Consider the following 14168-nt stretch of genomic DNA (forward strand, 5'->3'; position numbering starts at 1 on the left):
GAGCGGGACCTCCTCGAGGTGAGTGTGTTTGTCACGGCACGGCTTTCGCCGGTGCGGATGTTGCGGATGCGCGCAGTTCGCTGCTCGCGGCGAGGACCGCGAGCAGCCCGGCGACCGCGATCAACCCCGCCGCGGGACGGTAGGCATCGAAGGCCGCCGCCGCCCCGACCGCGATCGGCAGCACGAAGGCCGCCCCGAACTGGACACCGGTTTGATACAGCGGCACCGCGATCGGGCGGAGTTCGGCGGGCACGGTCGCGGTCGACTGCATGTTCAGCGCGGCGAACGACAGGACGAATCCGGCTTCGATCAGCAGAAGCACCGGTAGCGCGTCGGTCGCGTAGTTGTGGATCTCGGGTCGGGCGAACAGCAGCAGATGCCCGGCCAGTGTCGCCACCGCACCGGCGAGGATCAGCCGCGCGGTGCCGTATCGCTGCACGAAGCGTCCCGCGAACGGAACCGACAGTGCCAGCGGCAGACTCGCGGGCAGCAGACCGACGGCGATCTGCCACGGCGCCCAACCGAGGGACTCGTGCAGTTGCACCGCGATCACCACCAGCAGTGCGAGGTAGCCGCCGTTGAGCGCCCCCGCACCGAGGGCGGACCGCGCCAGTGAACCATTGCGCAACAACGGTTTCGACAGCCGCGGCGGGGCGGCTACCGGTGGGTCGGGGATCACCCGCCACGCGGCGACGAGCAGGGCGAGCGCGATCGGTGCGGGGAACACGAACAGCAGGTGCCAGTCCAGCGCGGTGAGCCAGCCCGACAGCAGTAGGCCGGTGGTGAATCCGGCCGCGCCGAAGACCGCGTACACCGAGATCGCGCGGCGCTGCTGGGCACCGGCCGGGAACTCCGCGGCGATCACCGCCAGCCCGGCGGGTGCGGTCAGCGCGGCGGCGGCGCCCTTCACCACGCGGGTGGCGACGAGCAGGGCCAGGTCGTCGGTGAGCCCGCCGATCGCCGAGGCGACAGCGAACGTCGCCATGGCGACGAGATAGACCTGCCTGCGCCCGAACCGGGCGGCCAGCGCGGGCCCGGCGAGGAGCAGCGCGGCGAACCCCGCCGCGAAACCGCTGAGCAGCCATTGGGTTTGCCCGATCGACCGGTTCAGTTCGGTGGTGAGCACGCCCAGCGCCGGCACCAGGATGGATCCCTCGATGGCGTCGAGAATCATATTTCCCGACAGCACCAGCAGCAGAACCCAGCGGCGCCGATCCCAGGTCGGCGCCGCTGGTCGCACCTCAGCCATGGCCGTTGCGTGCCGAGCTCGCGCCGCCGGTGGCGAGCTGGAACTGCTTGTCCAGCAAGGGCGGCAGCTGTTCACTCACCAGCTCGATATGGCGGGTGACCAGGTCATCGGGCATGCCGGCGATGCTGGCCCAGAAGATCAGGTGCCGCACCGGCAGACCGGCCACCCGTTCGTGGATCCGCGCCGCCGCCTGTTCGGGGGTGAGGATCTCGAGCAGACCGAAGGAGCCGTCGTCGGGACGTTGGCGCAGCTGATCGAGTTCGAGGACGGGCGGCGGTGGCGCGTCGGTGCCCTGTACCGACAGTTGACGATAGGAGTTCATCTGGTGCGCGAGGTGTGGGGCCACCCGCGCCCATGCGGCCTCGGGATCGTCGGCCAGCAGGATCGGCAGCAGATCGGAGACCCGCGCCGACTCGGGATCGTGTCCGCCCTCGATGAGTCCTTCGCGGTACAGCGGGAACAGCTGGTGCGAGATGTGCAGGAATCCGATGCCCAGGCGCCCGGCCAGACGGGCGCCGCGCGGACCGTAGAACCCACCCCACAGCGGCACGGGATCCTGGATCGGCGCCGGGGTGATCCCGCCGGTGGCCCACAGCCGCTGGATCTCGGCGATGTTGTCGCCGGTGCGAGCGAACCGGCGGCTGAAATCGGTGTCGAAGAGCTGGTATTCGGGCAGGCGGTAGCCGGCGCCGAGACCCAGTTCGAGGCGGCCGCCGCTGATCAGGTCGACCAGTGCGGCTTCCTCGGCGAGCTGGGCCGGTTTGCGCAACGCGGGCAGGACGACGGCGGTGCCGATGCGTACCCGCTTGGTCCGCGCCGCCGCCGCGGCGGCGAAGGTGAGCGGCTGGGGCAGATACCCGTCCTCGAACAGATGGTGCTCGGTGAACCAGACTCCGCCGGCACCGCGCTGGTCGGCCTCCTCACAGAACTCGAGAGTGCGGGCGTAGTGGTCGGCCCACGGCCGCTGCCACTGTGCGGGGTTGCGCAGGTCGAAGAGCAGTCCGACGTCCATGGTGGCTCCGTTCGTCAGCGGGTGGATCCGGTCCACGCGCGGGGGTCGGTGAAGGCGGGTCGGCGTTCCAGACGCCGCCAGCGGGCGACGGGCCTGGTCGGGGTCGGCGCCGCGGCGGCGGCCCGTCGCCGGGCGAGTAGCAGCACGAGCAGCGCGCCGAGTTCGTCCGGGTCGGCGCTGCCCTTCTCGACGCGAAGGAAGGGCACCGGGTCCTCGACGCTCATTGCGGTGGGTTCCCGTGCTTGCGGCGGGGCAGATCGGTGTCCTTGCCCGCGAGCATGGCGAAGGCCCGGATCAGCACGCCACGGGTGTCGCGCGGGTCGATCACGTCGTCGATGAGTCCGCGCTCGGCCGCGTAGTAGGGGTGCACGAGTTCCTCGCGGTACTCGGCGATCTTGCGGTCCCTGGTGGCCGCGGGATTCTCCGACGCGGCGATCTCGCGCCGGAACACCACGTCGGCGGCGGCCTCGGCGCCCATGACGGCGATTTCGTTGGTCGGCCAGGCCAGCGCGAGGTCGGTGCCGATCGACAGCGAGTCCATCACGATGTAGGCGCCACCGTAGGACTTGCGCAGTACCAACGAGATTCGCGGCACCGTCGCGTTGCAGTAGGCGTAAAGCAGTTTCGCGCCGCGCCGGATGATGCCCGCGTGTTCCTGTCCTACGCCGGGCAGGAACCCCGGCACATCGACCAGGGTCAGCAACGGAATATTGAACGCGTCGCAGAACTGGACGAACCGCGCGCCCTTCTCACTCGCGTCTATGTCGAGTACTCCGGCCAGGCTCATCGGCTGGCTGGCCACCACCCCGACCACGTGGCCGTCGAGCCGGGCCAGCGCGCACACCAGGTTGGTCGCCCAGGTGGCCTGTACTTCGAAATAGTCGCCGTCGTCGACGATTTCGGACAGTACCTCGCGAATGTCGTAGGGGCGGTTGCCGTCCAGCGGCACCAGGTCGGTCAGTGCCGTGGTCTGCCGGTCGGCGGGGTCGGCGGTGAACGCCACCGGCGGCAGCTCCCGATTATTGGCAGGCAGCATCGACAGCAGCGCGCGGACATCGGACAGGCACGACTGCTCGTCGTCGTAGACGAAATGCGCCACCCCCGAGACCGAGGCGTGGATGTCGGCGCCGCCGAGTTCGTCGTGGGTCACCTGCTCGCCGGTCACGGTGCGCACCACATCGGGGCCGGTGATGAACATCTGCGCGATGTCGCGCACCACGAAGACGAAGTCGGTGAGCGCCGGCGAGTACGCGGCCCCGCCCGCGCATGGCCCGAGCATGACGCTGATCTGCGGGATGACTCCCGAGGCCCTGGTGTTGCGGCGGAAGATCCCGCCGTAGCCCGCCAGCGCCGTCACGCCCTCCTGGATGCGCGCGCCCGCACCGTCGTTGAGCGAGACCAGCGGAGCGCCCGCCGTGACGGCCATGTCCATGATCTTGTGGATCTTCTGGGCGTGTGCCTCGCCGAGTGCGCCGCCGAAGATCCGGAAGTCGCTGGCGTAGACGAAGACCGTGCGCGTGTCCACGGTTCCCCACCCGGTGATCACGCCGTCGGTGTGGGGTCTGCGCGCCTCCAGTCCGAAGCCGGTGGCCCGGTGTCGGCGCAGCGGCTCCACCTCGACGAACGAACCGGGGTCGAGGAGCAGGTCGATGCGTTCGCGGGCGGTGAGTTTGCCCTTGGCGTGCTGGCGTTCGGTGGCGGCCGGGTCGGGGCCCAGACGTGCGGCGCGTTTGAGCGCGTCGAGTTCGTCGAGCCGTTGGGTGTACCCGGTGGGTTCTTGCACTGTCGTCATCGGATCTCCTGATGTGGTCGGCGGCGGCCGTGCTGTCAGCCGAGTAGCGTTCCGCCGGTGGCGTCGATGAACGCGCCGGTGATCCAGCGGGCTTCGTCGGTGGCGAGGAAGGTGACGACATCGGCGACGTCGACCGCCTCGCCGACCCGCTTGAACGCCGAGAACTGCGCCATCTGCTCGACCGCCTCCGGGATGTCGAACACGGCGCTGCCGTTGTTGGTGATGCCGGGCGCGACGCTGTTGACGGTGATCCCGCGCGGTGCCAGGTGCCGGGCGAAATGCAGCGTGATCTGTTCCACCGCGCCCTTGGTCATCGAGTACGCCACCTGGTCGGGGCTGGCGAATCGGGTGAGCCCGGAGGAGATGTTGATGATGCGCCCGCCTTCGGGCAGCAGGCCGAGAGCGCGCTGCACGATGAAGAACGGCGCGCGGACATTGACCGCGAACAGCCGGTCGAAGTCCTCGGGTGTCACGTCCTCGGGGGCGACGCCGGCCGGGGTGGTGACACCGGCGTTGTTGACCAGGATGTCGAGCGTGGTCTCCCCCGTCCGTTCCTTGAGTCCCTGTTCGAGGCCGAGGAACAGTTCGTGCACGCCGCCTGTCGTGCCGAGCTCGGCCCGCACGGGAAATGCACGGCCGCCGTCGTTCTCGATGACCTCGACGGTCTCGCGGGCGGCGGCCTCGTTGTCCGCGTAGTGCACGGCCACGAGCGCGCCCTTGGCGGCGAGTTGGCGGGCGGTCGCGCGGCCGATGCCGCGGCTGGATCCGGTGACCAGGGCGGTCTTGTTCGTCAGGCTCATCGGTGTCTCCTTGGAATCGGGTGGTGCGGGCGCCGGGTCGCCGGGACCGGGCAGGCCGCTGATCATGCGGGCGAGATGGGATCGGACATCGTCGAGGCGCAAGAGCTCGGCGAACAGCTGCCGGGCGGGTTCGACCTCCGGTCCGCCCAGCAGCAGCAGGGTTTGGGCGCGGATGTTGGTCAGGGTGCGGGCACCAACGGCGTGCCGGGTGCGGTGATAGTCGTCGAGTTCGGCCTCACCACCGGTGCCGGTGACAGCGGCGATCAACCGGCCCGACAGGTCGGCCGCGTCCTGCAGGCCGAGATTGAGGGCTTGGCCGCCCACCGGCATCTGCCGATGGGCTGCGTCACCGGCGAGCAGGACCCGGCCGCGCCGGTACCGGGTGACCTGCTGGCTGGTGTCGTCGAACGCGTTGCGCCACAACGGTGTTCCGTGTTCGATCGACTCGCCGGTCACCTGTTCCCAGGCGTCGGCGATCTCGGCGAACTCCGGTTCCCCGCCCCCGGCGCGGGGTGCGGCGCCGTAGACGTGCACCATCACCCTGGTGCTGCCGTCGGGCCAGCGCGAGGACACTGCCAGCCCGTGCGGGAGTCGTTCGAAACGACGGGCCGGGATGTCGATTCCGGCCACGTCGGCTCGCAGCATCTCCCGCCCGGCCTCGAGACCCGCCAGCTCGAGGCCGGCCAGCTCGCGCACGGTGCTGCGTTCCCCATCGCAACCGACGAGGTAGACGCCCCGGTGGGTGTGCCGTTCGCCGTCCGGGGTGACGGTGTCGATCAGCACACCGCCCGCCTGCGCGGTCAGGGTGGTGACTCGGTGCCCACGCCGGAGCCCCGCGCCCGCCTCGAGCGCTCGTTCCTGTAGCACCGCTTCCAGCCGGACCTGCGGGCACTTCCACTGGCCCGAGAACCGGTGGGCCGGATCGGCTTCGGTCAGATCCAGGCGCAGTCCGCCGAAGTGTCCCGGTCCGCCGTCGGGCAGCGGCCCGAGCCGATCGAGCACGCCCCGCTCGGCGAGCACGTCCATGGTGCGGGAGTGCAGGGTGGAGGCCCGCGATTCGGTGGTGGGGGTGATCCGCTGTTCCACCACCGTGACGCGGACGCCCGCGCCGGCCAGATCGCCCGCGAGCAGCAACCCGACCGGCCCCGCGCCGACGATCAGGACGTCGGTGTCATCGACGGGCTTCGGCATAGTTCTTGGCGTGGTTCAGCGTGGCCCGGCTGTTGCCCCCGAGCGCCTCGCGCAGGAAGGTCCGCGCCTCGGGCACCCCGGCGTCGGGGCCGAGGATCTCGGTGATCCGTGTCGCCTCGATGATCACCGTGTGCTGCGAGGACGCGGTGGTCGTGCCGTCGGGGTTGGTCCGGAACTCCCAGTAGCCGGTGTGCAGGGCCATCAGGGCGGGCAGGGTGGTCTGCTTGTAGGCGATCCGGTGCTGCGGGAAGCAGACCCGAACCGATTCGGTGGTGTGGCTCGATCCGTCCTTGGTCAGGGTGTCCATCCGCAGTACCTGCACACCGGGGGTGTTCTCGGTCAGCTGCACCGAGGCCACGTGCGGCAGCCGCTCGGTCCACAGGTTCGCCTCGTTGACGAAGTCGTAGACATCGCTTGCCGCACCGGCGATCTCGACCGAGTCGACGAACGACAGGGTCAGGTCGGCGGTGCGCACCGCCGACTCCACCGCGGCCTTGAGGCCGGGCAGTTCGGCGCGGCTGTTGTCGTCGACCGCCTTCTCGATCCACGCCAGCCCATCAGGATCGTCGTCGACGGCCCGGTAGGAGTGCAGCAGCCGCAGCTCGGTGCCGTCCTCGCGCGGTTCGATGATCCAGGTGCCGCTCATCTGGGCCACCGGGGGCGCGGATACCTCCTGCCAGAAGGTGATCCGCAGTTGCTCGGGATCGAGCACGCGGCGCGAGATCCAGGTCTTGGGTTCGCCGTTGGCGGTGGCCCAGATCTGGATGCGTTCCTCGTTGCCCTGGTGTTCGAGCCGGGTCACGTACACCGAAGGCGGGAACAGCCGCGGCCAGTTCTCGACCTCGGCCAAGAGCCGGTACACCTCGGTCGGCGGGGCCGCCACGGTGATCGTGTGCTCGACCTCGCGGGTGGTCTGCGTCGTCATGGAAGTCTCCTGGTGCTCGTCGGCCGGAATCAGAAGTTGCCGAGTCCGCCGCAGACGTTGAGCGCCTGCGCGGTGATGGAGGCGGCCAGATCGGACGCCAGGTAGCCGACCAGGCCGGCCACCTCTTCGGGGGTGGAGTAGCGGCCGAGCGGGATCTTGGCCTGGAACTTGGTGAGGATGGCGTCCTCGGTGGTGTCGTAGGCCGCGGCGTAGCCGGACCGAACCCGTTGCGCCATCGGTGTTTCCACGTAACCGGGGCACACGGCGTTGACCGTGATCCCGGTCGGGGCCAGCTCGTTGCCGAGTGCCTTGGTGAACCCGACGACGCCGTGCTTGGACGCCGAGTACGGTGCCCCGAGCACTACGCCCTGCTTGCCCGCCGTGGAGGCGATGTTGATGATGCGGCCGCGCTGTTTGTCTCGCATGCCGCCGGTGGTGAGTACCTCGCGGCTGGCCAGGAACACGCTATTGAGGTTGGTCGCGATCACGTCGGACCACAGTTCCTCGGTGAGGTCGGCGGTGACGCCGCCGCCGGAGCGGCCCGCGTTGTTGACCAGCACGTCCACCGGGCCGTACCGGTCGACCGCGGCCCGCACGAACGCCGAGATGTCTTCGGCGGCACGGACATCGGCGGTGGTGCCGTCCACATCGAAGCCCTCGCCCCGCAATTGTGCGACGGTGTCGGCGACGGCTTCCTTGTTGCGTGCGCACAGGAACACCCGGTGTCCCTGCCCGGCCAGCTGACGGGCCGAGGCCAGTCCGATGCCGCTGGTGGCGCCGGTGACCAGGGCTACCTTGTCGTCGTTGGTCATGTCTGTTCTCCTGTCGGGCAGTCGGTTTCGCGCTCAGCTGGGCTGTGGCGCTTCGAGTAGCTGTTCGTTGACCAGGTCGACCAGCGCGCGTGGCGTGGTCACGGCGACGACGGCGTCGTCATCGAGGGTGACGCCGAATTCGCGCTTGATCCGGCCGGTGGTCTCGAGCAGCGCCAGCGACTCGTAGCCGAGGTCTTCGAACTCGATGTCGGCGAATTCGCCGTCGAGGCCGGGGCTGTCGCCGCTGCCTTCTCGTAGGATGCGGCGCAGATCGTCGAGTGTGAACGATGTCGACACGGGCTTTCCTTTCCTCAGGGGCGAAGGTGTTCGGGGCCGCGAACGACCATGGCGGAGTTGAACCCGCCCGCACCGCGGGCGAGCACGAGCGCGGTCCGCACGGGTGCGGGCCTGGCCTCGGTGACCAGGTCGAGCTGGTAGTGCGCGGCGAGGTCGGTGCCGATGGTCGGCGGGATCACCCCGTCGCGGATCGACAGGAAGGCGGCGGCCAGATCCAGCGGCGCCGCACCCGAATAGAGCCGTCCGGTCATGGTTTTCGGTGCGGTCACCGGCACAGCGCGCGCACCGAACACCGCGACCAGGGCGTCGACCTCGATCCGGTCGAGATCGGCGATCCCCGCGGCGTCGGCGAAGACGACGTCGATCTCGGCGGGCGTGATCCCCGCGTCGCCGAGGGCGAGTTCGATCGCCCTGCGCAATCCGGGCTCACCCGGACCGTCTGGACGTGGGTCGACGGTCGCCGCGTGCCCGGCGATCTCGCCGTAGATCTGCGGCGCATCGCGTTGTCTGGCGTGCTCGGCGTCTTCGAGGACCAGCAGCGCGCCACCCTCACCGGGGACGTAGCCGCCTGCTTGCGCGTCGAACGGCAGGTAGGCGCGGTCCGGGTCGGTGACGGTGCTCAATCCGCCGCCCGCCAGCTGTGCCACCCACCCCCACGGGCAGATCGAGGCGTCGACCGCGCCGGTCACCACCAGCGAGGTACCGCGCCGGATCTGCCTGCGCGCCTGGGCCACCGCGTCCAGCCCACCGGCCTGGTCGCTGACCACCACGCTGCTCGGCCCGCGCAGTCCGTTGCGGATCGAGATCTGTCCGCTGTTGACCGCGTAGAACCAGGCGAAGGACTGGTAGGCGCTCACGTACTCGCCGCCCTTGCTCCACAGGGCGCGCAGTTCGTTCTGCCCGAACTCGAAGCCACCCGAACTGCTGGCGGTGATCACGCCCGCGGCGTAGTCGGGCAGCTCGTCGGGTCGCACGCCGGCGTCGGCGAAGGCCCAGTCCGCGCTCACCAGAGCCAGCCGCGTCATCCGGTCGGTCTGCGGCAACAGCCTGCCCGGCAGGTACTCCTCGGCCTCGAATCCGGTGATCTCCCCCGCCAATTGCGCGGGATAGGACGCGGGGTCGAACCGGGTGACCCGGCGGATCCCGGTGCGCCCGGCCAGCGTGGTGCGCCAGTACTCTTCCAGCCCGAGACCGGTCGGCGCGGCGACGCCGAGCCCGGTCACCACCGCGGCGCTCATCGTCGGCTCCGGAAGGGATCGGCGAGCACGACCGCGCTCTGGAACCCACCGAACCCGCTGCCCACCGACAGCACCACGTCGACCTGGTGGTCGCGCGCGGTCAACGGCACGTAGTCCAGATCGCATTCGGGGTCGGGATTGTGCAGGTTCGCCGTGGGCGGCACCACGTTGTTGACCAATGCCAGCACCGACGCCGCGATCTCGATCGAGCCGATCGCGCCGAGCGAATGCCCGACCATCGACTTGATCGAGCTCATCGGCGTGCGGTACGCGTGATCGCCGAGAACGCGCTTGACCGCGGCGGTCTCGTGCCGGTCGTTCTGTTTGGTGCCGGAGCCGTGCGCGTTGATGTAGTCGATCTCGGTGCCGTCGATCCGTGCCTGGCCGAGTGCGGTGCGGATCGCCTCGGCCATCTCCTTGCCGTCCGGGCGCAGACCGGTCATGTGGAAGGCATTGGATCGGGTGGCGTGTCCGGCCAGCTCGGCGTAGATCGTCGCGCCGCGTTTGCGCGCGCTCTCCAGTTCCTCGAGCACGAACACCGCCGCGCCCTCGCCGAGGACGAAGCCGTTGCGGCTGGCGTCGAAGGGCCGCGAGGCGTGCGCGGGATCGTCGTTGCGCGGGGTGGTCGCCTTGATCGCGTCGAAGCAGGCCACCGTGATCGGGCTGATCGGGGCATCGGTGGCGCCGGCGATCATCACGTCCGCGCCACCTTCGCGCAGCACGTCCGCGGCGTAGCCGACCGCGTCCAGACCGGAAGTGCACCCGGTGGACACCACGGTCGACGGTCCCTGCGCGCCGACCGCCCAGGCCACTTCGGTCGCGAACGAACTCGGGACGAAGTAGTTGTAGAGGTGCGGCACCGCGTAGTTGTGATCGACCAGTTCCAGCCGCCCACCATCACTGACGGTGCGGTACTCCTCATCGAGGCCCATCGTGGCGCCCACCGCGCTGCCGATGGTGACACCGGTCCGGAACGGGTCGATATCGTCGAACTCGAGCCCGCTGTCGGCGACCGCCTCGCGGGCACTGACCACCGCCAGCTGCGCCGCCCGGTCCATCCGCCGGATCTCCTGCGGGGTCAGGCCGTGTAATTCGGGGTCGAAGTCGATCTCGGCGGCCACCTGGGACCGGAACGGCGCCGGATCGAACAGCGAGATCCGTCCGGTCGCGGTGCGGCCGTTGGAGATCAGGTCCCAGAAGCTCTTCGTTCCCACCCCGCCGGGGGCGCAGACCCCGACGCCGGTGATCACCACGCGACGTTCGGGCGCGCTCATCGTGCGTTCCAGTCGTAGAAGCGGTGCGCCATCGCGTCAGCGGGTGAGCGCCAGGTCTTCGGGTCGTAGGCCTCGATGAACGGCTTGAGATCCTGACTGATGCGCACGAAGCGCTCGTCGGTCTTGGCGTCCTCGATCCGTTCGCCGCCGTTGTCTTCGTCGAAGTCCTGCAGGTGGAAGTACAGGCCGCGGTAGTGGAAGAGCTGGCGGCGGCGCGTGCCCATCCGGTGTGGCAGCTCGGTGGTGTCGAATTCCCGGAACAGTCCGGCGACATCGCCCGCGGACGCGAGGTCCATGCGGGCCACGATCAGTGTGCTGAACATTGACTTCCCCTTCTCTCGGATGTTCATCGGGCCGGCCCGAACCAGCGGTCCAGGGCGGTCGGCAGGTCGTCGTGCGTGCCGGGGGCGGCCCAGGCCACATGGCCGTCGGGCCGCACCAGCAGCGCGGTGGTGCGCGCGTCGGCGTCGATGGGTTCGGTGGCGGTCGCGGTGACCACGTCGATGCGGTCGGTCCACGGCTGGGCTCGGTGGCGCAGCGCCGGGTTGTCGGTGAGGTCGAGCAGAACGCCACGGCCCGGCCGCAGCAGGGCGGCGGTGTCGGTGGCGTGCGCGCCGCGCATGAGCCTGCGCCGTGGCAGCCGCGCACCCAGCAGCGGATGGGACCCGCCGCCCACGTCGTAGCGGATGTCGAGTCCGGTGACCCTGGCCGCGAGGTGCCGTTCCACCTCCGGGTAGGCGACGAGTTCGCGCAGCACCTCACGCAGTGGCCCGACCTCCTCGCCGCCGAGGATGAACAGGCTCTGCGCCTTGGTGTTGGCCAGCAACCGCTGTCCGACCGGGTGACGTTCCCCGTGGTAGGTGTCGAGCAGGGTGGCCGGTGCCCTGCCGCGGCTCACCGCGGCGAGTTTCCAGCCGAGGTTCACCGCGTCCTGGATGCCGGTGTTCATGCCCTGCCCGCCCGCGGGCAGGTGCACGTGCGCCGCGTCGCCCGCGAGCAGCACCCGCCCCCGCCGGTACTCGGTGACCAGACGCGCGGCGTCACCGAAGGCGCTCACCCAGACCGGTTCCGCGTGCGAGATGTCGACATCGGTCAGCCGCTTCCACACGTCGGCGACCTCGGCGAAATCCGGTGGGCCGGTGCGACGCCGGGGTGCGGCGCCGCGTTCGCCGACGATGATCCGGTAGGCGCCGCCGGGCAGCGGGGCGCTCATCACCATGCCGCCGGATACCTGCTGGCCGATCATGCGCGGCGCGATCTCCACCCCGCGGACATCGGCGAGCAGCAGTTCGGTGGTGGCCGGGGTGCCGGGGAAGTCGAACCCGGCGGCCTTGCGCACCACGCTGCGGCCGCCGTCGGCGCCGACGAGATAGCCGGCACGCAAGGGTGCGTGCTCCGCGAAGTGCACGGTGACGCCGTCGGCGTCGCTGTCGAGCCCGACGACTTCGTGTCCGCGCCGGATGTCAGCGCCCAGCTCACGTGCCCATCCCTCCAACACCGCTTCGGTCGTCGACTGGGGCACGACGCGTGGCGCGTGCAGCGGTGCGCCGAGGACCGTGAGGTCGAGCGGAATCCCGCCGAAATGCCCCGCCGAACCGGTCTCCACCGCGCCGAAGCGGCCGAGCAGTCCGCGCTGGTCGAGCACTTCGGTGGTGCGCAGGGTCAACCCGATGCCGCGCGATTCCCCGGTGCGGGCGGGCAGCCGGTCGACGACGATCACGTCGACGCCCGCCAGCCGCAGTTCCCCGGCCAGTGTCAGCCCGGTCGGTCCCGCGCCTGCCACGATGACAGCAGCGTCCATGGTTACCTCCTGAATTCCGTTCATGCCGCATGACTTCCGGAGTCGTCGAGTCGGCACAGCGTGGTGCCGGAGCTCACCGTCGTGCCGACGGTGGCGGTCAGTTCGCGCACGACGCCCGCACGGTGCGCGGTGAGCGGCTGTTCCATCTTCATGGCCTCGATGACGGCGACGAGGTCACCGGAATCGACCCATTGCCCTTCTGCCACAGCGATTTTCACGACAGTTCCCTGCATCGGCGCTACCAGCGCGTCAGAGGTTGCCCCGCCGCGCCCACCGTGCCCGGCGCGGCTACTTCGGCGCGGCGCCACGAGAGCGGTACCGACGCGGTCGGGCGCGGGCAGCGACACTTCGAGTCGCCGGCCGCTGATCTCCACGACCACCGTCTCCCGCTGAGGTTCGGGCGCCGCCTCTCCCGCGACGTCCTGCGCGGCGATGCGGTTGTCGAAGCCGGTCTCGATCCAGCGGGTGTGCACGGTGAACGGCGCGCCGGTGAAGGCGGGGTCGTCGAGCACCGCGCGGTGGAACGGCAGCGTCGTCGCGACGCCGTCCACGGTGAGCTCGGCGAGCACCCGGCGCGACCGTGCCAGCGCTTGATCACGGTCGGCGCCGGTGACGATCACCTTGGCCAGCAACGAGTCCCAGGCCGGGCCGATCACCGATCCCTGCTCCACGCCGGTGTCGACCCGCACCCCAGGGCCCGAGGGTGCGGCGAACTTCGTCACCGTGCCCGGCGCGGGCAGGAAGCCGCGCCCCGGGTCCTCGGCGTTGATACGGAACTCCACGGAGTGTCCACGCGCCGGTGGGTCGTCGTAGCCCAGAGGTTCGCTCCGGGCAATCCGGAACATCTCCCGCACCAGGTCGATGCCGGTCACTTCCTCGCTCACGGGATGTTCGACCTGTAGCCGGGTGTTCACCTCGAGGAACGACAGCGTCCCGTCACGCCCGATCAGGAATTCGCAGGTGCCCGCGCCTACGTACCCCGCCTGCGACAGGATCGCCTTCGAGGCCCGATACAGCTCGTCGCGTTGGGTATCGGTGAGGAACGGCGCGGGCGCCTCCTCCACCAGCTTCTGATGGCGGCGCTGCAACGAGCAGTCCCTGGTCGACACCACCACGACGTGCCCGAAAGCATCAGCGAGGCACTGAGTTTCCACATGGCGCGGCTGCTCGAGGTAGCGCTCCACGAAGCACTCCCCACGCCCGAAGGCGGCGGTGGCCTCGCGCACCGCGGCGTCGAACAGTTCGGCGATCTCCGCGCGGTCGCGCACGACCCGCAACCCGCGACCACCGCCACCGTGAGCGGCTTTGATCGCGATCGGCAGTCCGTGCCGGTCGGCGAAGGCGACCGCTTCGGCCGCGCCGGCGATCGGATCCCGTGTGCCCGGTACCAGCGGAGCACCGACCGCCTCGGCGATCCGCCGGGCCGACACTTTGTCACCGAGCGCACGGATCGCCGCGGGCGGCGGGCCGATCCAGATGAGACCGGCATCGAGCACGGCCTGCGCGAAATCGGCGTCCTCGGAGAGGAATCCGTAGCCGGGGTGCACCGCGTCCGCTCCGGCGGCAGCCGCGGCGCGCAGCAGTTTCGCGGCGTCGAGGTAGCTGGTCGCCGGGGTGTCCCCGCCCAGCGCGTAGGCCTCGTCGGCGAGCCGCACATGCGGTGCGTCCCGGTCGGGTTCGGCGTAGACCGCGACCGCGGCCAATCCTTCGTCGCGGCACGCGCGCACGACGCGGACCGCGATCTCGCCCCGATTGGCGATGAGTACCTTGCGCATGG

Annotated in this window: 13 protein-coding genes; all 13 read right to left on the bottom strand. The window is 70.2% G+C overall.

The features are described 5' to 3' along the window. Positions 1–31 precede the first annotated feature (31 nt). Genes ACWF99_RS02925 through ACWF99_RS02985 form a run of 13 tightly spaced genes read right to left on the bottom strand, consistent with a single transcriptional unit; the run spans position 32 to position 14166 of the window. Complete coding sequence (locus ACWF99_RS02925; RefSeq protein ID WP_452534308.1) at positions 32–1249, bottom strand: MFS transporter; 1218 nt, start codon at positions 1247–1249, stop codon at positions 32–34. After that, positions 1242–2261, bottom strand: coding sequence for an LLM class flavin-dependent oxidoreductase (locus ACWF99_RS02930; RefSeq protein WP_452534310.1), 1020 nt, complete (start codon positions 2259–2261; stop codon positions 1242–1244). The genes ACWF99_RS02925 and ACWF99_RS02930 overlap by 8 nt, the downstream gene beginning before the upstream one ends. A 14-nt stretch (positions 2262–2275) precedes the next feature. After that, complete coding sequence (locus ACWF99_RS02935; RefSeq protein WP_449987122.1) at positions 2276–2485, bottom strand: acyl-CoA carboxylase epsilon subunit; 210 nt, start codon at positions 2483–2485, stop codon at positions 2276–2278. Next, complete coding sequence (locus ACWF99_RS02940) at positions 2482–4053, bottom strand: acyl-CoA carboxylase subunit beta (protein ID WP_452534312.1); 1572 nt, start codon at positions 4051–4053, stop codon at positions 2482–2484. Before ACWF99_RS02940 ends, ACWF99_RS02935 begins: the two co-directional genes overlap by 4 nt. A 35-nt stretch (positions 4054–4088) precedes the next feature. Beyond that, positions 4089–6044, bottom strand: a complete 1956-nt coding sequence (locus ACWF99_RS02945; protein WP_452534314.1) for an SDR family oxidoreductase — start codon at positions 6042–6044, stop codon at positions 4089–4091. Continuing rightward, on the bottom strand, positions 6025–6969 hold the full coding sequence (locus ACWF99_RS02950) for an aromatase/cyclase (protein WP_452534316.1): 945 nt from the start codon (positions 6967–6969) through the stop codon (positions 6025–6027). Before ACWF99_RS02950 ends, ACWF99_RS02945 begins: the two co-directional genes overlap by 20 nt. Before the next feature lie 29 nt (positions 6970–6998). Further along, positions 6999–7781, bottom strand: coding sequence for a 3-oxoacyl-ACP reductase FabG (gene fabG / locus ACWF99_RS02955; protein WP_378629504.1), 783 nt, complete (start codon positions 7779–7781; stop codon positions 6999–7001). Positions 7782–7814: 33 nt separating this feature from the next. Continuing rightward, complete coding sequence (locus ACWF99_RS02960) at positions 7815–8078, bottom strand: acyl carrier protein (protein WP_056819520.1); 264 nt, start codon at positions 8076–8078, stop codon at positions 7815–7817. A gap of 14 nt (positions 8079–8092) precedes the next feature. Beyond that, entirely contained in the window at positions 8093–9316 is a 1224-nt protein-coding gene (locus ACWF99_RS02965) for a ketosynthase chain-length factor (protein ID WP_452534318.1), read from the bottom strand. Beyond that, the gene (locus ACWF99_RS02970; RefSeq protein ID WP_452534319.1) at positions 9313–10590 is read right to left on the bottom strand and encodes a beta-ketoacyl-[acyl-carrier-protein] synthase family protein; all 1278 of its coding nucleotides are present in this window, start codon (positions 10588–10590) and stop codon (positions 9313–9315) included. The genes ACWF99_RS02965 and ACWF99_RS02970 overlap by 4 nt, the downstream gene beginning before the upstream one ends. After that, positions 10587–10913: a TcmI family type II polyketide cyclase gene (locus ACWF99_RS02975; protein WP_378629510.1), complete on the bottom strand. Its 327-nt coding sequence runs from the start codon at positions 10911–10913 to the stop codon at positions 10587–10589. Before ACWF99_RS02975 ends, ACWF99_RS02970 begins: the two co-directional genes overlap by 4 nt. A gap of 23 nt (positions 10914–10936) precedes the next feature. Further along, complete coding sequence (locus ACWF99_RS02980; RefSeq protein WP_452534321.1) at positions 10937–12391, bottom strand: FAD-dependent monooxygenase; 1455 nt, start codon at positions 12389–12391, stop codon at positions 10937–10939. A 20-nt stretch (positions 12392–12411) separates the two neighbouring features. After that, positions 12412–14166: an acetyl/propionyl/methylcrotonyl-CoA carboxylase subunit alpha gene (locus tag ACWF99_RS02985; RefSeq protein WP_452534323.1), complete on the bottom strand. Its 1755-nt coding sequence runs from the start codon at positions 14164–14166 to the stop codon at positions 12412–12414. Positions 14167–14168: the final 2 nt, after the last annotated feature.

This window comes from Nocardia sp. NPDC055002 (assembly GCF_053608825.1).

Coding starts and splice junctions, on each gene's coding strand:
- fabG (WP_378629504.1), bottom strand. CDS start 7,781: ATGACCAACGACGACAAGGTAGCCCTGGTCACCGGCGCCACCAGCGGC.
- ACWF99_RS02975 (WP_378629510.1), bottom strand. CDS start 10,913: ATGTTCAGCACACTGATCGTGGCCCGCATGGACCTCGCGTCCGCGGGC.
- ACWF99_RS02930 (WP_452534310.1), bottom strand. CDS start 2,261: ATGGACGTCGGACTGCTCTTCGACCTGCGCAACCCCGCACAGTGGCAG.
- ACWF99_RS02965 (WP_452534318.1), bottom strand. CDS start 9,316: ATGAGCGCCGCGGTGGTGACCGGGCTCGGCGTCGCCGCGCCGACCGGT.
- ACWF99_RS02935 (WP_449987122.1), bottom strand. CDS start 2,485: ATGAGCGTCGAGGACCCGGTGCCCTTCCTTCGCGTCGAGAAGGGCAGC.
- ACWF99_RS02945 (WP_452534314.1), bottom strand. CDS start 6,044: ATGCCGAAGCCCGTCGATGACACCGACGTCCTGATCGTCGGCGCGGGG.
- ACWF99_RS02940 (WP_452534312.1), bottom strand. CDS start 4,053: ATGACGACAGTGCAAGAACCCACCGGGTACACCCAACGGCTCGACGAA.
- ACWF99_RS02950 (WP_452534316.1), bottom strand. CDS start 6,969: ATGACGACGCAGACCACCCGCGAGGTCGAGCACACGATCACCGTGGCG.
- ACWF99_RS02985 (WP_452534323.1), bottom strand. CDS start 14,166: ATGCGCAAGGTACTCATCGCCAATCGGGGCGAGATCGCGGTCCGCGTC.
- ACWF99_RS02970 (WP_452534319.1), bottom strand. CDS start 10,590: ATGAGCGCGCCCGAACGTCGCGTGGTGATCACCGGCGTCGGGGTCTGC.
- ACWF99_RS02980 (WP_452534321.1), bottom strand. CDS start 12,391: ATGGACGCTGCTGTCATCGTGGCAGGCGCGGGACCGACCGGGCTGACA.
- ACWF99_RS02925 (WP_452534308.1), bottom strand. CDS start 1,249: ATGGCTGAGGTGCGACCAGCGGCGCCGACCTGGGATCGGCGCCGCTGG.